The organism is Bartonella sp. HY328, assembly GCF_025449335.1.
In the GTDB taxonomy this organism is placed as follows: Bacteria; Pseudomonadota; Alphaproteobacteria; order Rhizobiales; family Rhizobiaceae; genus HY038.
In genome coordinates, this window is the sequence record NZ_CP104883.1 from 853,426 (window position 1) to 872,229 (window position 18,804).

Annotated in this window: 19 protein-coding genes; 4 read left to right on the forward strand and 15 right to left on the reverse strand. The window is 40.8% G+C overall.

What is annotated here, in order from left to right; translation table 11 throughout:
• Positions 1-2 precede the first annotated feature (2 nt).
• From N5852_RS03500 to N5852_RS03560, 12 genes are all read right to left on the reverse strand, one after another.
• The gene (locus N5852_RS03500; RefSeq protein WP_262099042.1) at positions 3-893 is read right to left on the reverse strand and encodes a PLP-dependent cysteine synthase family protein; all 891 of its coding nucleotides are present in this window, start codon (positions 891-893) and stop codon (positions 3-5) included.
• A gap of 1,050 nt (positions 894-1,943) precedes the next feature.
• Positions 1,944-2,558, reverse strand: a complete 615-nt coding sequence (locus tag N5852_RS03510) for a GntR family transcriptional regulator (protein WP_262099043.1) — start codon at positions 2,556-2,558, stop codon at positions 1,944-1,946.
• A 63-nt stretch (positions 2,559-2,621) separates the two neighbouring features.
• The gene (locus N5852_RS03515; RefSeq protein WP_262099044.1) at positions 2,622-3,617 is read right to left on the reverse strand and encodes a phosphotransferase enzyme family protein; all 996 of its coding nucleotides are present in this window, start codon (positions 3,615-3,617) and stop codon (positions 2,622-2,624) included.
• 3 nt (positions 3,618-3,620) lie between these two features.
• Positions 3,621-4,250, reverse strand: coding sequence for a methionine biosynthesis protein MetW (metW, locus tag N5852_RS03520; protein ID WP_182418850.1), 630 nt, complete (start codon positions 4,248-4,250; stop codon positions 3,621-3,623).
• A complete protein-coding gene (locus N5852_RS03525) occupies positions 4,243-5,391 on the reverse strand; it encodes a homoserine O-acetyltransferase MetX (RefSeq protein WP_410004243.1) in 1,149 nt (382 codons plus the stop codon). Before N5852_RS03525 ends, metW begins: the two co-directional genes overlap by 8 nt.
• A 202-nt stretch (positions 5,392-5,593) precedes the next feature.
• Positions 5,594-6,211: a 2,3-bisphosphoglycerate-dependent phosphoglycerate mutase gene (locus tag N5852_RS03530; protein ID WP_182418848.1), complete on the reverse strand. Its 618-nt coding sequence runs from the start codon at positions 6,209-6,211 to the stop codon at positions 5,594-5,596.
• Between the two features lie 58 nt (positions 6,212-6,269).
• Complete coding sequence (gene dapB / locus N5852_RS03535; protein WP_262099046.1) at positions 6,270-7,076, reverse strand: 4-hydroxy-tetrahydrodipicolinate reductase; 807 nt, start codon at positions 7,074-7,076, stop codon at positions 6,270-6,272.
• Between the two features lie 86 nt (positions 7,077-7,162).
• Positions 7,163-8,167 carry a glucokinase gene (glk, locus tag N5852_RS03540; protein WP_262099047.1) on the reverse strand — a complete coding sequence of 335 codons (1,005 nt, stop codon included), beginning with the start codon at positions 8,165-8,167 and terminating at the stop codon, positions 7,163-7,165.
• Between the two features lie 27 nt (positions 8,168-8,194).
• On the reverse strand, positions 8,195-9,106 hold the full coding sequence (gene mepA / locus N5852_RS03545; protein ID WP_410004244.1) for a penicillin-insensitive murein endopeptidase: 912 nt from the start codon (positions 9,104-9,106) through the stop codon (positions 8,195-8,197).
• 157 nt (positions 9,107-9,263) lie between these two features.
• Positions 9,264-10,124, reverse strand: coding sequence for an SDR family oxidoreductase (locus tag N5852_RS03550; protein ID WP_262099049.1), 861 nt, complete (start codon positions 10,122-10,124; stop codon positions 9,264-9,266).
• The gene (gene queG / locus N5852_RS03555) at positions 10,121-11,260 is read right to left on the reverse strand and encodes a tRNA epoxyqueuosine(34) reductase QueG (RefSeq protein ID WP_262099050.1); all 1,140 of its coding nucleotides are present in this window, start codon (positions 11,258-11,260) and stop codon (positions 10,121-10,123) included. Before queG ends, N5852_RS03550 begins: the two co-directional genes overlap by 4 nt.
• Positions 11,241-11,933: a glutathione S-transferase family protein gene (locus N5852_RS03560; RefSeq protein WP_262099051.1), complete on the reverse strand. Its 693-nt coding sequence runs from the start codon at positions 11,931-11,933 to the stop codon at positions 11,241-11,243. The genes queG and N5852_RS03560 overlap by 20 nt, the downstream gene beginning before the upstream one ends.
• Positions 11,934-12,293: 360 nt before the next feature.
• On the opposite strand from N5852_RS03560, the gene N5852_RS03565 reads away from it, so the two are divergent.
• Positions 12,294-13,100, forward strand: a complete 807-nt coding sequence (locus tag N5852_RS03565) for an undecaprenyl-diphosphate phosphatase (protein ID WP_262099052.1) — start codon at positions 12,294-12,296, stop codon at positions 13,098-13,100.
• Between the two features lie 236 nt (positions 13,101-13,336).
• Positions 13,337-13,951 (forward strand): SH3 domain-containing protein, encoded by a 615-nt coding sequence (locus tag N5852_RS03570; RefSeq protein WP_262099053.1) that lies wholly within the window; start codon positions 13,337-13,339, stop codon positions 13,949-13,951.
• A gap of 107 nt (positions 13,952-14,058) precedes the next feature.
• On the opposite strand, the gene N5852_RS03575 is transcribed toward N5852_RS03570, so the two are convergent.
• Positions 14,059-14,697: a glycosyltransferase family 29 protein gene (locus tag N5852_RS03575; RefSeq protein ID WP_262099054.1), complete on the reverse strand. Its 639-nt coding sequence runs from the start codon at positions 14,695-14,697 to the stop codon at positions 14,059-14,061.
• 326 nt (positions 14,698-15,023) lie between these two features.
• On the opposite strand from N5852_RS03575, the gene guaB reads away from it, so the two are divergent.
• Positions 15,024-16,523 (forward strand): IMP dehydrogenase, encoded by a 1,500-nt coding sequence (gene guaB / locus N5852_RS03580; protein ID WP_262099055.1) that lies wholly within the window; start codon positions 15,024-15,026, stop codon positions 16,521-16,523.
• 82 nt (positions 16,524-16,605) lie between these two features.
• Here guaB and N5852_RS03585 read toward each other — a convergent pair whose 3' ends face one another.
• Positions 16,606-17,130, reverse strand: coding sequence for an anthrone oxygenase family protein (locus tag N5852_RS03585; RefSeq protein WP_262099056.1), 525 nt, complete (start codon positions 17,128-17,130; stop codon positions 16,606-16,608).
• A gap of 86 nt (positions 17,131-17,216) precedes the next feature.
• Here N5852_RS03585 and N5852_RS03590 point away from each other — a divergent pair, with 86 nt between their 5' ends.
• On the forward strand, positions 17,217-17,822 hold the full coding sequence (locus tag N5852_RS03590) for a TetR/AcrR family transcriptional regulator (RefSeq protein WP_262099057.1): 606 nt from the start codon (positions 17,217-17,219) through the stop codon (positions 17,820-17,822).
• A gap of 442 nt (positions 17,823-18,264) precedes the next feature.
• On the opposite strand, the gene N5852_RS03595 is transcribed toward N5852_RS03590, so the two are convergent.
• The gene (locus N5852_RS03595) at positions 18,265-18,717 is read right to left on the reverse strand and encodes an SH3 domain-containing protein (RefSeq protein WP_262099058.1); all 453 of its coding nucleotides are present in this window, start codon (positions 18,715-18,717) and stop codon (positions 18,265-18,267) included.
• Positions 18,718-18,804 lie beyond the last annotated feature (87 nt).

Consider the following 18,804-nt stretch of genomic DNA (forward strand, 5'->3'; position numbering starts at 1 on the left):
ATTTAAGCTAAATAACTACGCCCGCTATCAGGTGCAACTGTGACTATTTTCGAATTTAGGCTATAATTACTCGCAATTTTCATCGCCCCTAAAATATTTGCACCGGAAGAAACCCCTAAAAATAACCCAAATTCTTTACTGAGTGTCGAACGCAAAGCTTGCAATTCTTCAAAATCAACCTGAATCATTTCATCTATTAATTTTAGATCTAGAATTTTAGGTGTAATACCCACACTAATTGCTTCAATTTTATGCGCTACAGTAATATTATTAAATAAGTCACAACCTGCTGGCTCAACGCCTATTATTTTTGTTGAAGAGCCTGTAATCATTTTAAGATATTTTGCTACACCGGTAATTGTGCCACCACTTCCAATTGAAGCAACAAAACAATCTATATTGTTTGGTTTAAGCTGCCTTACAATTTCTGGGCCTGTTGTTAAAAAATGAGATTTAGGATTTGAGAAATTTGAAAATTGATCGAGGCAAATAAATTTTGTTTCATACTCTAAAATTTCTTTAGCTAATCTTATATGAGAACCTGGACCTGTTTTATGATCAGAAAGAATAATGTTGGCACCGTAAGCTATTAATGTTTTTTGTTTTTCTTGACTAAAATTATCAGGGATAACTAAAGTGACGTCAAGTCCATAGTGCTTAGCTGCTAATGTAATTCCAATGCCTGTGTTGCCCCCTGTAGGTTCTAAAATTTTACGTCCATTTATTTTTTTGGAAAAGTAGGCATCCCACACCATTTGCGCCCCAGGTCTTGTCTTTACACTTCCCCCTGGATTATACTCTTCTAACTTTACATAAACTGGTGGTGATTTTTCAATTAAAAGATTTGGAATTTTAACTAGAGGGGTATTACCTATATATTCAAGTATATGCATATCATCCTCCTTAGATAGTGCAAATAGAAAAATAAATAGTATATAAAGTTTTTATAATTTTATTGCAGCTGATATTGATTAAAATTCATTTAAATAAAATTTAAAAATATCATACCTAAAAGTATATATATTTATACATTTTATAATTTATTTGTCAAAAATTTTTTGTTATTTTAGTTTTTTATTTTACTAAATTTTAAGGCTTATTAATTGAGATTAAAGATAAGGAGCTGGCATAGTTAAGGGTAAGTATAATTATTCCATCCAACTTGACAATGATTTAATAAAGTTCTTTGTTGAATGATAGTTAAAATGCCACTCACACTTCTTTAATTAGAGGTAAAAGTGCTCTTTTGGGGTACCATTAAAGCGACGCATATGCCGCTTGGCTTGGCTCCAGAAATTCCAATTCGATTGATATGATTGCGATCATCGACAAAGGTTTTTGAATGGTTGATTCGCTCAAATTGAAAATCCGAAATATCGAGAACATCATAAGCAGAAAAGCTTATCTCGATAAACAACAGAATTTGGTTTCCTTGATTGTATGATAATTGGTAAAAGCGATTCTTTAACCACATTTGGGATAAGAAAGACACGAACTTTTCCATTGCGTTTTTAAGAATCCGAATACGGGAGTTGTCCCTCCAGTCTCTAAATTAATTTATAATATTTCTTTAAAAAATTTTAAATATTTAAAAAAAATAATGAATGATTTGTTAGGATCGTTTATTTTATATATGTCTTATGCTTCGAGAGTCATATATATTATATTCGAAAATTCTAAAATAAACTGCCTGATAACTTGTTCAAAAAAATAATTATTTTAATCAGAGTAAAAAGGTTTGGAAATAAACAAAATGATTTAAAAAAATAAAGGAATTTTAAAACAGTCTTTTAACTTGTGTAGTCATTAGTGTGAATTTAAATTCAATTATGTTTATTAAATGCACAACTTAAAATATTTCACTCTCTGAACTAAATTTAATATGACTTTATTAAACTAATTAAATTTAAAGTTTTGTTTTTAAATACAAATAAAATGGTCGGTTATGCACGCTTCCAGTCAATATGGTGGGCAAGGACACTTACTGCTAAATCAATATTGTTTTTACGTAAAGCATCTAAAATGGCGCGGTGATCGCGATCGCTTGGTGCTTCCCATTCGGCTCGCCAGCCAGAAAAAACAAAGCGTGCGCTGGCAATATGCAATTCATCAATCGTGCTCATTAATCGTGGCATGTTGCAAGGCACAAGGATAGAGCGGTGAAACTGCCGGTTAGCATCTTCCCAAGTAGCAACATCGCGAGCTGCTTCGCCCAAACTTGTTAATTCTTCAGCCTTTTCTAAAATGGCGGGGGTTAAATGTGGAGCCGCATGGCGCAAGGCCAAAGCCTCTAATGATGCACGCATTTGCGCCACCTCGCGCATGTCATCCTTAGTAAAGGAAGAAACCCGCACGCCGCGCCGCGGTAAGCTTACCACCAAGCCCATAGCTTCTAAACGGCGAAACGCTTCACGCACTGGTACATGGCTGGTTGAAAACTCAATTGCGATATGGTCTTGCCGCAGTTTTTCATCAGCTTGCATCTCGCCGCGAATAATTCGCTCGGCAAGGATTTTAGCAATATTATCAGCAATCGGTTCTTGAAGCGTTTTTTCCATGTTTCAATAGATAATTCATTATTTTATGAAGTCGATTGTTAATTTATCTTTTTAACAGCTAATTCAACCATGCTTATGTAAATATATTTTGGCAAGATGGCTTGTTATACAGCCAAATTGATCATTTAATGCGATAGCAGTTGGCGTTTCATTATGGCTCATCAACCAAGCGGTTAGCTGCATGCGCCGCATCATGATGAGGTGAGGCAAGGATTCAATCATATGTCTATCAGGTTCTCTCACCTTTGCGTAGCCACTCAACCATTGATCTTGCAACAAGGGCACAATTGGTTCATTTTCGATAAAACTAATAGCATTGGCAAAATCCAAACCAAGCCATGAAAAGCCGCAATCATCAAAATCGATAATCGCTAATTCATCTTTATGCTTCAGCAAATTGGCAAGGCGCAAATCCGCGTGTAAAAGCGAAAATTTTGTGCCTTTATTTGCTAGCGTTTCACAGACATTTTTTAATTGTGCATCGCAAATTTCAAGTAAGGCTTTATTTTTTTCCTCAAGCCTTGCTGCTCGCCAATTACCCCAATAGGCATTTTTACCAATCATGGTTTCATAGGCCCAGCTTTTTCGGGTGAAAATATTTTGACTATTAGCATCTTGAGATGGCCAGTCTCGTGTTATGCTGTGTAACTGCGCTGCTAATCCGCCTAATTTATTAAACCATTGCGGTAAATCATCAGATATTTTAGGCTCAATACCTTCGATAAACGAAAAACAGGCAATTCGCCAATCAGTGTTTTCGGCATGAAGTGTTAAAAAATATTGATTATCTTTGGTTTTATAAATATGGGGCAAAATAATATTGCCTTGTTGTTCAACTTTTTGCATGAATTGCAATTCGCTTAATATCTCGGCATTGCTATGATAATGCGGTCGATAAACACGTAACACACGTTTTTGCCCCTTATCTTGAATAATGAAGGTGGCATTTTCCGAATAGGTAAGTAAGGCAACTTCAGCATTGGAGTGAAACCCCCAATGCCTAATATTATCCTTAACAAGGGCGGCTAAAAACGCTAATCTTTCACGGGTATAAAACATGGTTTAACGGCGCAACAAAAACACAGCTTGTTGCCCAAACATATTAAGGGCAGCTTCTGGCAGCCGAAAACTCACCCGTTCACCAGAGCGTTTAAGCACCACTCTTTCCTCAATGTTCCCATTTAACTCGCGCACCGTATCCAAAAAATCTTCAATCGTGCAAAAATGAATATTGGGCGTGTCATACCAACTATAAGGTAATTCTTTGGTAACCGGCATTCTACCGCGAAATAACAGCGAAGCGCGCACTCGCCAATAGCCAAAGTTGGGGATCGACACAATGACATGTTTGCCAATGCGCAAGAGGTTGTCGAGTACATTTTTGGGATTGCGCGTCGCCTGCAAGGTTTGCGATAATATCACATAATCAAAGGCTTGATCAGGATAATAGATAAGGTCACTATCGGCATCACCTTGAATAACCGATAGGCCGCGTGCCATGCAAAGATCGACGCCCTCTTGTGATAATTCAACACCGCGCCCATCAATTTTTTTTCGCTCAATTAAAAGTTCAAGCAACGAACCATTACCGCAACCAACATCAAGGACGCGTGTTTGCGGCTGTACTAGCGAGGCAATGACGTCAAAATCCACACGCGAAAGACTGGCACTAAGATTTGCTATGTCACTCATCTTTTAGCCCTCTTGCTTTAGCAGCCGATGCAACAAAACCATTAATTGCCGAAAACATGATCGGCTCATCCAATAAAAATGCGTCATGTCCTTTATCGGTTTCAATTTCGACAAAGGAAACTGCTGCCCCTGCAGCATTTAGTGCGTGAACAAAACTGCGGCTTTCTTTGGTAGAAAACAACCAATCAGATGAAAAAGAAGCTACAAACACCCGCGATTTAATGCCGGCAAAGGCTTTTGACAATTGGCCATCATGTTCGCTCGCAAGATCAAAATAGTCCATCGCGCGGGTGAGATAGAGATAGGAATTAGCGTCAAATCGCTCAACAAAAGAACTTCCCTGATGGCGTAAATAACTTTCGATCTGGAAATCTGCATCAAACCCATAGGTAATATTACTGCGATTTTGCAAATTGCGACCAAATTTGCGATGCAAGGCGTCTTCTGACAAATAGGTGACATGGGCAGTCATACGCGCAACACCTAAACCTTTGCGTGGCACAGTGCCTTTTTCTAAATAGCGGCCTTCATGAAAATTGGGGTCAGCCATAATCGCTTGCCGACCAATTTCATCAAAGGCAATATTTTGCGCTGAATGGCGTGCGCCACTTGCCAAAATAATCGCCGAGAACATACGACTATGATAGCTTGATGCCCATTGTAACACTTGCATGCCGCCCATGGAGCCACCAATAACCGCAAATAATGTATCAATACCCATATGATCGACAAGCATGGCTTGCGCCCGTACCATATCACCAATGGTAATGACCGGAAAATCAAGTGCGTAAGGAAGTCCTGTTTGCGGATTAAGCGATGCTGGGCCAGATGAGCCTAAACATGAACCAATAACATTGGAGCAAATAACATAATATTTGTTTGTATCGATTATTTTGCCAGGGCCAACCAATGATTCCCACCAACCCGGTTTACCGGTAACGGGATGATCATTCGCAACATGCTGATCGCCGGTTAAAGCATGGCAAATAAGAATAGCATTGCTTTTATCCGCATTTAAAGTGCCATAATCCTGATAGGCAATTTGAAAGGGTGACAATGTCACGCCGCTATCAAGAATAAGGGGATTATCGGGGCCAAACTTGACAATTTTGCTGTCAGGCTGCACCGCTTGGGCAAGCATAATGCCACCCGCAGGATTGGGTATTGAATTATTCATTTCGGTTGCACCGTCTAGAAAGAGTTAATGCCGTGATATTAGCCATAACTCAATCGGTTTTACAACGTATTTTTGCATAAGTATTAATTTTGCTAAATACAAAATAAAAAGCTGTTCGCCCCATTTTTAGGGCGCACAGCTTCTCAATGACGTAATTTTGATAGATTTAACCAAGCACTTTTTTAGTAGCAATGGTTGAATCAGCATTTAAGGTATAAACAATTGGCACACCAGTCGCTAGCTCAAGCTTTACCACCTCATCAGGAGTTAAGCCTTCAAGTGCCATAATTAATGCCCGTAATGAATTGCCATGGGCTGCAACAAGCACCGATTCACCGCGCAAAACATGCGGTTGAATTTTATGGATATAATAAGGCCAAACGCGTGCGCCAGTATCACGCAAACTTTCGCCTGCTGGAGGTGCAATATCATAGGAACGGCGCCAAATATGAACCTGATCTTCACCCCATTTTTGGCGAGCATCATCTTTGTTAAGACCTGATAAATCACCATAATCGCGCTCGTTTAAAGCTTGGTCGCGGATGGTTTGCAAATTTGGTTCGCCAATCTCGTCCAAAATATGTTGGCAGGTCACCTGTGCGCGGCTTAAAGCTGAAGTAAAGGCAATATTAAACTGAAGTCCTTCTGCCTTTAATTTTTGCCCTGCGCTAATCGCTTCTTGATGACCTTGCTCGGTCAATCCTGGATCACGCCAGCCAGTAAAAAGGTTTTTAAGATTCCATTCGCTTTGACCATGACGGACAAGTACAAGTGTGCGTTGCATATCTGTTTCTTCCTTTTGCGAGATTGGATTTTATAAAATAGTAAACTAATTGCTTGTGTTAAGCTTCAAGCCCCAACACATCAGCCATAGAATAAAGGCCATGCGGTTTATCTTGCGCCCAAAGCGCAGCTTTTATTGCCCCACGAGCAAAGATTGAGCGATTTTCAGCAATATGCGATAAAACAATGCGTTCGTTTTCGCCAGCAAATATAACTGAATGTTCACCAATTACTGTGCCACCACGCAAGGCAGCAAAACCAATTGTGCCAGTTTCACGCGCACCAGTGATACCATCGCGGCCACGCACACTCACATCGTTTAAGTTTTGCTCGCGCCCCTTTGCTGCGGCATCACCCAATAAAAGTGCGGTACCTGATGGCGCATCAACCTTTTTGCGATGATGCATCTCCACCACTTCAATATCAAAGTCAGCTATATCAAGTGCTTTTGCAGCTTGCTTGACAAGGCTTGCCAAAAGATTAACGCCAAGGCTCATATTGCCAGACTTAACGATTTTTGCATGGCGGGAAGCCGCTAAAATCGCCGCTTCGTCTTTTTGTTCAAATCCCGTTGTGCCAATAACATGGACAATGCGCGCTTGCGCTGCAAAGCCAGCATAAATAAGACTAGAAACAGGTGAGGTAAAATCGATAACCCCATCAACTGCCGCAAAAGCTGCCAATGCATCATCGGTTATTTTTATGCCATTTTCTTCCAGTCCAGCAAGAAGCCCTGCATCTTTGCCAATAAGGTCGGAGCCACTACGCTCAATTGCAGCGCCAAGCTCTGCGCCATCAATTTCGTTAATTGTGCGAATTAATTCGCGCCCCATACGCCCACCGGCACCCACAACTGCAAGCCGCATTAAAATCTCCTTTAACTAATCTATTCTATAATGAACTTTAGCCAGAAAGAACGCAACTATCAAAAGAGAAAACATGCAAATTTATTTTAAGAAAAATAATGGATATTCACTAAATAATCCTTTAGATTTTTAGCCAAACCTGCCATGCCTGTTAAGGCAGAATTTGAATCCTTGATGATAAAAATTGGCATATCCTGCATCAACCATTGATGAGGAGCTTTATTTTCAAATTCATCACGAAATATACCTTCATCAAGCAAAGGCAAAAGCCGTGGTACAATGCCACCACCAATATAAACGCCGCCTTTTGCCTTAAAGATAAGGGCAATATCGCCAGCAATACGCGCCAACCACTTTAAAAACAAATCTATGGCTTGGCGTGCTAAATGATGATCATCATGTAAAGCTGCATGGCTGACCTTGTCGGCAGATGTAAAATCAATCACAACACCATTTTTTTGACAAAGCGCATGATATATGGCTAAAAGCCCACGCCCACTTAAAACTTCTTCTGCGGTTAAGCGCCCTTCAAGTAATGGTAGATATTTAAAAAGCGCAAATTCATCTTCACCCATTAATGGAAAATCAATATGCCCACCTTCACCAGCAACTGGTAAATATTGCCCTTTAAAAGAAACAAGCCCAGCAACACCAAGGCCAGTACCTGGGCCTAAAATTGCTCGCGACGCATTGCTTTCATGCATTTTACCGCCAATTTGCTGCAATTGTGCAGCTGGTAAAACTGTTGTGGCTAAAGCCTGTGCCTCAAAATCATTTAGCAAACATATGGCTTTTAAATCCAAATTTTTGGCCAAGGCTTGTTTATCAATAAACCACTTAGAATTAGTGAGCTTTGGTGCCACGCCATCAATTGGCCCTGCCCAAGCAATGATGAGTGTTTTAGGAGGATTTTTAAGGTGCGGTAAAATATTACGCTTAATCGCCTGATCTATATTATCAAAATCAGCAGTTTTTAAACTATCAAACAACAAAAGTTCACTTGCACTATCTGCTAAATAAGCAAAGCGCGCATTCGTGCCACCAATATCGGCAATTAAAACAGGAAAGATAATTGATGATGTATCAAGCATTTTACCCCACTCAGTAATATGATTTATCTATTCATTAAGCAAAGCAGCGCAAGCTTTAGGTAAGTCAGATACCATCATTTCTTTTGGTTGTTCTTCTTCCTCTTTTGGCTTTTTAGGTGTTTTGGGTACCCAAGGTTCATCGGTAAACCACCATGCTAGGGCAGAACCACAACCATCACCCTTGGGTACGGGCGGCTGTGAAACACAAGCAGGAGAACCAGGTTGGCATTTTAACCGAACATGGAAATGCCAAATATGCCCCCAATAGGGGCGCACTTTGCCAAGCCATGCACGGTCGCCCGTTGCTGTTTCACATAGTTGCTTTTTAATGCCAGGATGCACAAAAATACGATCGACCAGTGGGCTAGAGGCGGCATCCCTAATGAGAAAACCATGGGCTGGTGTCCATTTTTTAGGGTCAACATAAAGGCTTTTACCTTTAAGCATTGAAACGCCTTGAATATTTTCACGCTCTTTTGCACTCAATTTGCGCGCTGGCATTGGCATCAACCAAATATCGGCATCCATACCAATTTGATGCGAGGCATGGCCTTGCGGCATTGGTCCGCCACGTGGCTGTGAAATGTCGCCAATTAATAAACCGCGCCAACCATCTTTGGCGGCGTCACGGGATAATTGCTGCAAAAATGCAATTGTCGTTGGATGTCCCCAATTGCGATTGCGCGATAAACGCATAACTTGCCAATTGGGACCATCAATGGGCATCTGCATTGCACCTGATAAACAGCCTTTGGAATAAAAACCAATAGCTTTTGGCTCGCCGCCAGTTGGCGTTTTTTGGGCGCTGAAAGCTTGTTTTGCAGGCTCATCAGCTTGGGCAAGACCTGTATAAGAAAGACCAAAAAGACTTAGGCTACATAAAGCCAGACAAAATTTAAAACTCGTTTTCATGCTGCCGCCTTTCTTAATTAACCGCATCATTTGCAACGAGCCACACCGCGCTTTTGTTGCAAATCTATTTTTACCAATCGCATTTTGCGAACACAAAACCGCTTACGCACTTTTGTTGCAAATCTATTTTTACCTACCGCATTTTGCGAACACAAAACCGCTTACACACATTTGTTGCAAATGCTTATTCCCTTTCCCAACTATTATCACGCCACATGCCATTAAGCGCATCGCGATAGTTTGGATATTTGAAATCATAACCACTTTGTCTTAATTTTTTATTGGATACAACCTTATTATCGCCATAAAAAGAACGCGCCATGGGTGACAAATCTGCTTTTTCGAAGGGTACTTCAACCGGCGGCTCAACCCCCATAATTTCAGCTGCATAAGTAATGACATCTTGCGGTGGTGAAGGCTCATCATCCGCAACATTAAAAATGCCGCCCAAATTATGTTGTGCAAAATAGTGTAAAACACCGGCAATATCATCGCTATGGATCCGGCTGAATTTTTGCCCTGGCTTAATAATTCGGTTAGCAGTGCCATTTTTAAGCTTATTAAAGGCATTGCGGCCGGCGCCGTAAATGCCGCCCAAACGTAAAATTGCAACCTTGGCGTTCAGCTTTTTGCCCAAATCAAGCCAGTTTTGCTCAACAATAACCCGCATTTCATTGCGTTCCGTCGTTGGCTTGCAATTGCTTTCTTCATCTACAATATTGCCTTGATGGTCGCCATAAACTCCAACGGTTGATAGATAGCCAATCCATTGCAATTTTGGTAATAACAAATCAATGTCTTTAACTTGTAGTATTGGGTCCCCTGTTTCATTGGGTGCCGCAGAAACAATAAGATGTGTGGTGTCGGATAGTTCTGCGATAATTTCCGCGCTTAAATTGACGCCATCGAAAATATAGGGCTTTACATTAGCATCTTCCAAAAGTTCAAATTTATCAAATTTGCGCGTTGTCCCTGCTACCGCTTCCTTATTTAGTCTTGCAAAAGCTCGTGCGCTAAAACCTGCACCAAATATAAAAAACTTCATGACGTTACTTCCCATTCAATTTTAACCATATCATCATTTTCTTGGTGCATGTGCAATTGGCGAAAGTCATCAAATTCGTTTGATGACATAAGTTCCTTTAATGCCCAAACTGCCATAGAGCGGACAAGAACATCACCATCATTTAAATGCGCCTTAATATCCTCAATAAATGTTCTATCATTGCTATTGCCAGCTGCCAATAAAACATTACGAATGAACCTATTTCGTCCTATACGCTTTATTGGCGATCCTGAAAAAAACTGGCGAAAATTCGTATCATCAAACCTAAGCAAAAACCGCAAATCTGGTTCCATAAGTTCTGGTCGTGCTTGCAATTTAATTTCATTGGTGTGTTGGGCAAACTTATTCCAAGGGCAGGCCGCTAAACATTCATCGCAACCATAAATACGGTTGCCAATGGCTTTACGAAATTGATGCGGGATTTGCTCTTTAAGCTCAATCGTCAGATAAGAAATGCAACGGCGTGCATCTAATTGATAGGGAGCTGGAAAAGCATTGGTTGGACAAGAATTAAGACAGGCTTTGCAGGAGCCACAGCGGTCAATTTCGGCTTCATCAACGGGCAGCTCAAGAGTTGTAAAAATAGAACCTAAAAACAACCATGCACCAAATTCGCGGCTAACAAGATTGGTGTGCTTTCCCTGCCAGCCCAGTCCTGCAGCAACAGCCAAAGGCTTTTCCATCACTGGTGCGGTATCTACAAAAACCTTAACCTCACCACCAGCGCGTGACGCGAAACGCGACGCTAGTTGTTTAAGCCGTCCTTTGATCAAATCATGATAATCACGATGGCGAGCATAAACCGATATATTCCCCTTATCTTTGCTGTTTGCATCTAAGCGTGGATCATGCTCTGGCCCATAATTAACGCCTAGCATAATGACAGAACGCACTTCTCGCCAAAGATTTTGTGGAGATTGACGCCGTTCCAGCGTCTCTTTCATCCATTCCATATCGCCATGATAGCCACGCTCAACCGCTATCTTTAAACGATCACCGGCATCAAGCACCGATTTTGGATCCGCAATGGCAAAAAGGTCAAAACCATGCGCCTTTGCTTCGCTGGCAATAAATTGTTTAAGCTTTACAGCCTTATCAAAAGTCAAGGTCTGCATAATGGGCGACCGGCATAAGACCACGAATGCGATCACTTAACAATGGACGGAAAGACGGGCGAGACTTTAAGCGAGCATACCAATCGCGTGCGGCGGGATATTGGCTCCAATCAATTTCTCCCATATAATCAAGCACGGATATAGAAGCGGCTGCAGCAAGATCTCCATAGGTTAGCGTATAGCCGCCAATCCAGTCACGCGTCGCGGCAAGCCAATCCAAATATTGCATATGGGGGCGAATATTATTGCGTGCATTGCGCAAAATGGTCGAATCAGGTGCACCACCACCTTGAGCCGCAGTCATTTCGCTTTTATAAACCCGTTCACGGACAATATGGACAGTGGCTTCATTTTCAAACTTATTCAAAAACCAGTCAATGACGCGGCGTACTTCAGCGCGTTCTAATGGATTTTGCGGAAAAAATGGTGCGCCACGATTAAAAGTACCGCGCGTTTCATCAAGATATTCGCAAATGACTGTTGCACCACAAATAGCAACTTCGCCTTCTGCAAGCAATACAGGTACAGTACCAGCCAAGTTTAATGCTTTGAATTCACGGCGATTTGCCCATTCATATTCTTCAATCAAATTGGTAGCAACCCCATATTCATTAAGAATAAGGCGGATAAAGCGCGAGGCAGAAGACATGGGATGTTGAAAAAGCGTCAGCATATGCGGCACATTTCGTTCAATTGCAAAAACCTGATTTCAAATTATAGGAAATAAAGCAAATTACATAAAATATTATTTACTTTATTTTGTACTTCATTAACATATTTCAATAGACCAAGCCAAGCATGGCTTTAAATTGATCAAGCCAAACATGGCCCGAAGAAGACTCTGCCCAAAAAATACATTTCTTGTGCATAATGACTTTTAGCAAATACGTCTAGTGAAAACCAATTATAATAAATTAGTTACTAAATAAATATTTTTTAACGCCTTATTTTATTTTAATGCCTTATAAAGCCAATATATTGTTTTTACCAACCAAAGTCATTAACATTTCACCTTTGCACCAATAGGCTCACTATGGATCTTTTTCAAATTTTTAATTCGTTTTTCCTAGGACTTATTGAAGGATTAACCGAATTTATCCCCGTTTCTTCAACTGGCCATCTTGTTTTAATTGGCCATTTTTTAGGATTTAATTCGCCTCAAAAAACCTTTGAGATTCTCATTCAACTTGGCGCTATTTTAGCAATTTTAACCGTGTATTTTGGCAAACTTGCCTATATTGCCCGCAATTTTACCAGCGATGCTAGCGTGCGCCGTTTTGTCCTTGGAGTTTTATTAGCCTTTTTACCCGCTGTTTTTATCGGCTTTGCTTTACATAGTATTATTAAAACTTATCTTTTAGCCTCACCCTTATTGGTTTGTATTTCGCTCATCATTGGCGGTGTTGTTCTTTTGGTTGTAGATAAGATGGATCTTAAGCCCCGTTATGATGACGCAACAAAATATCCGCTCGCTATGTGTCTTGCCATTGGCTTTTGCCAGTGCCTTGCAATGATACCGGGTGTTTCGCGTTCTGGGTCGACAATTGTAGCTGCGCTGTTAATGGGAGCCAATAAGCGCTCAGCTGCGGAATTTTCGTTCTTTTTAGCCTTGCCTACCATGGCAGGAGCTTTTGCGCTTGAGCTTTTCAAAAGCTATCGTGTTCTCACATTTAATGATGGAATTTATATTATTATTGGCTTTGTTGTTGCCTTTATTTCCGGTGTTTTTGTTGTTCGCCACTTGCTTGATTATGTGTCACGTAAAGGCTTTACGCTCTTTGGCTGGTGGCGCATTATTGTTGGCGTTTTAGGGCTTGCTGCGCTGATGATATGGTCTTAAACTTGAGAAAACATCCTATTTTTTGATTTTTTATTAAATGGCTGTTTATCGCGGGGGGCTTTAGCATCATTAACTATTCATTAACCATTCATCTAAAATTTGCTAATAGGATAGTATTACTACACATATGAACGCGCTGTTGTGACATAGAATATTGTAATAGCAAATAATAATGGCGCAATTTTTTGGCCATCAAGGTCATTATCAGCTGCTTTGGCAGCAAAGGATGGTGTATCATGAAAAGGTTTTTAAGTTCCTTATTAGTAAGTATTTTTTGCCTTGGTGCTGGCACTGCACTTGCTGCTGATGCTATTACAACGGGAAATGTGAATTTGCGCAATGGCCCAAGTACGCGCTACCGTGTACAAGCGACGCTACCAGCTGGCTATCCAATTAATATTAATCAATGTCGGGCTAATTGGTGCTCGATCAATGCTGGTGGCTATAGTGGCTGGATTTCAGCACGTTATATTGCTTATCAAAACGCTAGACAACCGGTGAGACCTTATGTGGGAAACCCAGGTCCAGCGGTCGTAATGCCATTTATTATCGGTGGCTATGGTGATTATTATTATCGTAACCGCGATCGCAATTATTATCGTCACCATTATCATCGTCCACCACCACCAGTCTACCATCGGCCGCCGCCAAACTATCACCGTCCACCTCCCGGCTTCCACCGTCCTCCACCTCCGCGGCCCGGTGTCCAAAGGCCACCTGCTGGGTTTCATCGTCCTCCGCCAAATTATCAACGTCCACCAACAATGCATCAAAGGCCGCCAATGGTTTATCAAGGTGCGCCGCAAGGCTATCGAGTATTACCCAAACCGCCCCAACAGTGGCGACATTGATAAACTTGTTTTCATTTAGATAATTATTTAAAATATTTTCACGATCATGCCATGCGTTTTCAATATTAAAAAAACGCATGGCTTTAATTAGCGATGACTTCAACACATTAAAGTAAAGTCAAAACACCTTCATCCGCACGGTCTTTAACCCATTGGCGTTCTGCGTCCCAGTTGTGGCGTTTCCATCCTTCAAAACCAAAACCAATAATATTGATTTGCCATTCAGCTGGCCAAAACTGTTTTAAAGTGCGCCACATGCCAAGATATCCAGTGGACGGAAATTGCTTGTAAAGACCTTCACCTTCAATACCTATATCGCGGCAAGCTGATAAATAAAATTGCGGTGGCATAATTGTAATCGGTTTACCAGCTTCACCTAATATTTTGATTGCTTCAGCCGTCCAATCAACTTTACGACCTTTTAACAATCGCGATGTGATTAAAGGGCGTTTAAAATAACGGCGCATAATATTGGGGTGATAGACAAAAATAAGCTCTCTTGCTGCTTCAAAAAACGGTGAAACAATGAAAGCACTATCATAAAGCTTGGTTTGCATTGGCTTACCAGAATTTGCCAACATTAAACAATCAGTCTTTAGGCCAGCCCAACCACCTAGCATACGCGGTTCATTAAAACGTAAAACATAATCAGCATTATTAATCTCGTTAGAAAAATCTCGTGATAAATTGCCATTTCCAACGATGAAACAGGTTTTACGATTTTCTATTGCTATTGACGAATGCATAGCCATCCTTCGCATTTCATTATCAATAATACAAAACAGCTAGATATAGGATCATAAGCAAAATTTTACTTCATTTCCAAAGCTGCATGCTATCGTTAAAAGCATTTTACAAAAAATGGAGAGGATTACCTCCTTAAAACTGTAAAAATTGCTCTATAAAATATAATTGAAGTGATTTACGGCATTAAAGATTAATATTTTTTTAAAAATAGCTTTTCATTAGCGTTAAAGCATGGTACGCACCGTTGTCAATTCATATCATTAGCCAAGCGTTAGCCGCATCTTTAAAAGAGTGCGGTATTTGTGCATTTAAAAGGGAATTGACAATGGCAAAAATCGTTGAAACCGCTACAGGGCTGTTAGCTCTTACATTTGATGACGTGCTTATCCAGCCAGGTCATTCAGAGGTTATGCCCGGTCAAGTCGATATTAGAACACGTATTGCCCGCGACATTGAACTTAATTTACCGCTATTATCCGCTGCTATGGACACTGTTACCGAAGCGCGTCTTGCCATTGCAATGGCGCAAGCTGGTGGTATTGGCGTTATTCACCGCAATATGACACCTGATGAACAAGCAGAACAAGTACGCCAAGTTAAAAAGTTCGAATCTGGTATGGTGGTCAATCCTGTAACTATCCATCCTGATGCGCCACTTTCTGAGGCGCGCCAAATCATGAAAGCTTATGGAATTTCAGGTATTCCAGTGGTGGAACATAAGGGCGAAGCCAAGGGGCCAGGTCGTCTCGTCGGTATTTTGACCAATCGTGATGTGCGCTTTGCTTCAAATCCTAATCAAAAAATCTATGAATTGATGACACGCGAAAATCTGGTAACTGTGCGTGAAAATGTCACCCAAGAAGAAGCTAAGCGTTTATTGCATCATCATCGCATTGAAAAGCTATTGGTGGTTGATGATCAAGGCCGCTGTGTTGGTCTTGTTACAGTTAAGGATATTGAGAAATCACAGTTAAATCCCCATGCATCTAAAGATGAACATGGTAGCTTACGTGCTGCTGCGGCATCAACGGTTGGCAAAGATGGCATGGAACGCGCCGAGCGTTTGATTGATGCCGGTGTTGACATTATTGTTATTGATACCGCCCATGGCCATTCACAGCGTGTCCTTGATTCCGTTGCTGAAATTCGCAAAATGGCAACGAATACCGCAATTATTGCTGGTAATGTTGCAACAGGTGACGCAACCCGTGCTTTGATTGATGCTGGTGCTGACGCAGTTAAGGTTGGCATTGGACCTGGCTCTATCTGCACAACGCGTATTGTTGCCGGTGTTGGTGTGCCACAGCTTGCAGCGATTATGGGCGCAGTCGAAGTTGCTCATAAGGCAGGTATTCCGGTTATTGCTGACGGTGGCATTAAATATTCAGGTGATTTTGCCAAGGCTATTGCTGCTGGTGCTTGCGCTGCAATGGCAGGTTCGTTGCTTGCCGGTACCGAGGAAAGCCCAGGTGAAGTTTATCTTCATCAAGGTCGCTCATTCAAGGCCTATCGTGGCATGGGTTCAGTGGGCGCGATGGCGCGTGGATCAGCAGATCGTTACTTCCAAGCCGAAGTTCGCGATGAGCTTAAGCTTGTTCCAGAAGGTATCGAAGGGCAGGTTGCTTATAAGGGGCCAATTTCATCAGTCCTTCATCAGCTTGCCGGTGGTTTGCGCGCTTCTATGGGTTATGTTGGTGCCAAAACTATTTCTGAATTTCAAGAAAAAGCAACTTTTGTGCGCATTACTAATGCCGGTCTTCATGAAAGCCATACCCATAATGTGGCGATTACTCGTGAAAGCCCGAATTATCCAAGTGCAAAATAATTATTTAAAATTCGATAAAAGAGCTGGTCATGGGATCAGCTCTTTGCCATTATGTTGATTCAAGTCTTATAGTCTTGCTTTGTTAAGACTTTTTTGAGCATTCTTGGGTCTGTAGGCGCGGCAGAGAAAAGACTGCGAGAATGGTTAATGTAAAAACAATACCAGAAGCAATAAATCGTATTAAATTCCAAAACTGCCATGGTTGTGAATAGTTTTTCCAAATTAAGTCAGCTTTTTGGATATCTTCGGGTATTACCACAGCAGCTAAAGCTACATTCATAGGCACATTTATAAGGGCTGTTAAAATGAAGCAAAAGCAAATATAAACGATACTTGCAACTGCAACCATTAAGGCACTTTTTTTATGGCGCACATAGAATAGTACAATGGCAGTACAACATAAAGCGATAGGTGTGCCAAAAAACGCCGGAGCAAAGACAGCGTTGCGGACCGAACTATTCATAGCTTGCATTGCATTTATTGCAATACGGGGATCTATTTTATCTAGTCCCCACATCGTCGAACAAAGCCAAGCATAAAAAAATCCAAATATGGCCGCACTTAACAGCAGAGAAACCATAACCATGAAAAATGCGAAATTGCGCATATTTATTCCTTTCAATAAGCGTAAACATTTGTACGCTTTATATTCCGTATAAATGTTTACGTTAAATGTAAAGGGGGCCTAACCAAATGAAAGAAATGGTACGGCGTAGCCGAGAAATTTCAATATTTGAAGCTGCCTATGAGCAATTAAAGCTGTATGGCTATGGTGGAGCATCGATGCTTCGTATTGCAAATGCTGCAAAAGCTTCTAATGAAACACTTTATCGTTGGTTTGGCGATAAGGATGGTTTGTTTAAAGCTATGGTTAAAGAGAACGCTGCACAAACTTATCACACTTTAAAAGAAGCTATTGATCAGCATCAAGACGCTTGGCAAACTTTAGTAAATATAGCACCAATTCTATTACGTATGATCTTAAGTGAGAAAGCAATATTGTTAAATCGCGCAGCAGCAGCTGATCCTAGTGGTGCTTTGGGTCTAGCAATATCTACCAGTGGTCGCGGCGAAATTAAAGCCTTATTAAATCAACTTATAAAACGCATTTGTACGGATGAAAGTCATAACGAAATTGAGGTAACAGAGTGGTTTTTAAGCTTGCTTGTTGGAGATCTCCAAACACTGCGGATTATCAATCAACAAGCGGAATTATCAGATATTGAGATTGAAATAAGATGTTTGAAAACTCTTGCAGCTTTGCGTTGTTTGCTTAACGACAAAGCTAAAATAGCTTAATAATGATCAAAAATTGAAAATTCTTTTTGCTTAACATTATTGATGATTGCTTTTAATGTAGCGTAAGATGGTTTTATATTAAGCACTTTTGGCTGATGATCATTGGGCAATCATTGACCCTTGGTAGAAAATTTGGCTACGTCATATAAATTTTTGCAACGCTAATTGCACTTTGACCGATCAATGCCTGATTTTGCGATATTGAAAAATAAGCTTTATTTTATATAACGCTTTCGCGTCTCGTTTACGAAAATTTGAAAGAAGTATCTTTTCTCTAATTGCCCGTTGAAAAAAAGAGGCTCAAACATAAAACAATTAAACTATCTAGTTTGGTATTAAAAAAAGAATACTATAAATATAAAAAAGACCTATCTGATCGATCATGAAATCAGATAGGCCAAGTGGTTAGCTTGATTATAGCTAACGGGGATTGATGAAATTCTTAACGCAAATGTTGTGGCGCAATTTTAGCAACATTGATGCGATTGTGATTAGCAGCTTTTGCTTCTGATTGTTCAGGCACAATAGTGATTGAGATGTTTAAGCCAGCAGAAGCAGTACGGCCACCTGTTGCGCCAGCACTACCAGTTGCACCACCAGCACTCATTGAACGAGCTTGGCTATTTGCTGCAGCTAATTGGCCTGAAAGCTTGTTGGTTTCAACCCAACCTTTTTGGTTGCCAGCAGTTACATAGCACCAAGCTGAATTACAAACACCAACATTAACTTGTGTCCCCTTAGCAATATTGCTTGTTACAGTGGCACTTGATGCAGGTGCATTATGCAATGATAAAGCAGGGGCTGAAATTGTGGTTGCTTGTGCGCAAAGTGCGCCGCTGATAACTGCGATTGCTAGAGTTGACGCAGCGATGATTGATTTTGTAAAACGGTTCATGATCTTTATCCTTAAATTTTTATGGAAGAACCGCTCAAACCAATGAATTTAAATAAAGCTTCTCTATTCGCGAAAACTCGTTTCGCG

Excerpts from the sequence above, each read along its gene's own strand:
- guaB (WP_262099055.1), top strand. The coding sequence starts at position 15,024 with ATGGCAAAAATCGTTGAAACCGCTACAGGGCTGTTAGCTCTTACATTT.
- N5852_RS03570 (WP_262099053.1), top strand. The coding sequence starts at position 13,337 with ATGAAAAGGTTTTTAAGTTCCTTATTAGTAAGTATTTTTTGCCTTGGT.
- N5852_RS03585 (WP_262099056.1), bottom strand. The coding sequence starts at position 17,130 with ATGCGCAATTTCGCATTTTTCATGGTTATGGTTTCTCTGCTGTTAAGT.
- metW (WP_182418850.1), bottom strand. The coding sequence starts at position 4,250 with ATGAGTGACATAGCAAATCTTAGTGCCAGTCTTTCGCGTGTGGATTTT.
- N5852_RS03530 (WP_182418848.1), bottom strand. The coding sequence starts at position 6,211 with ATGCAACGCACACTTGTACTTGTCCGTCATGGTCAAAGCGAATGGAAT.
- N5852_RS03500 (WP_262099042.1), bottom strand. The coding sequence starts at position 893 with ATGCATATACTTGAATATATAGGTAATACCCCTCTAGTTAAAATTCCA.
- mepA (WP_410004244.1), bottom strand. The coding sequence starts at position 9,106 with ATGCGGTTAATTAAGAAAGGCGGCAGCATGAAAACGAGTTTTAAATTT.
- N5852_RS03525 (WP_410004243.1), bottom strand. The coding sequence starts at position 5,391 with ATGCTTGCCCAAGCGGTGCAGCCTGACAGCAAAATTGTCAAGTTTGGC.
- N5852_RS03510 (WP_262099043.1), bottom strand. The coding sequence starts at position 2,558 with ATGGAAAAAACGCTTCAAGAACCGATTGCTGATAATATTGCTAAAATC.
- glk (WP_262099047.1), bottom strand. The coding sequence starts at position 8,167 with ATGCTTGATACATCATCAATTATCTTTCCTGTTTTAATTGCCGATATT.
- N5852_RS03595 (WP_262099058.1), bottom strand. The coding sequence starts at position 18,717 with ATGAACCGTTTTACAAAATCAATCATCGCTGCGTCAACTCTAGCAATC.
- queG (WP_262099050.1), bottom strand. The coding sequence starts at position 11,260 with ATGCAGACCTTGACTTTTGATAAGGCTGTAAAGCTTAAACAATTTATT.
- dapB (WP_262099046.1), bottom strand. The coding sequence starts at position 7,076 with ATGCGGCTTGCAGTTGTGGGTGCCGGTGGGCGTATGGGGCGCGAATTA.
- N5852_RS03560 (WP_262099051.1), bottom strand. The coding sequence starts at position 11,933 with ATGCTGACGCTTTTTCAACATCCCATGTCTTCTGCCTCGCGCTTTATC.
- N5852_RS03590 (WP_262099057.1), top strand. The coding sequence starts at position 17,217 with ATGAAAGAAATGGTACGGCGTAGCCGAGAAATTTCAATATTTGAAGCT.
- N5852_RS03550 (WP_262099049.1), bottom strand. The coding sequence starts at position 10,124 with ATGAAGTTTTTTATATTTGGTGCAGGTTTTAGCGCACGAGCTTTTGCA.
- N5852_RS03575 (WP_262099054.1), bottom strand. The coding sequence starts at position 14,697 with ATGCATTCGTCAATAGCAATAGAAAATCGTAAAACCTGTTTCATCGTT.
- N5852_RS03565 (WP_262099052.1), top strand. The coding sequence starts at position 12,294 with ATGGATCTTTTTCAAATTTTTAATTCGTTTTTCCTAGGACTTATTGAA.
- N5852_RS03515 (WP_262099044.1), bottom strand. The coding sequence starts at position 3,617 with ATGTTTTATACCCGTGAAAGATTAGCGTTTTTAGCCGCCCTTGTTAAG.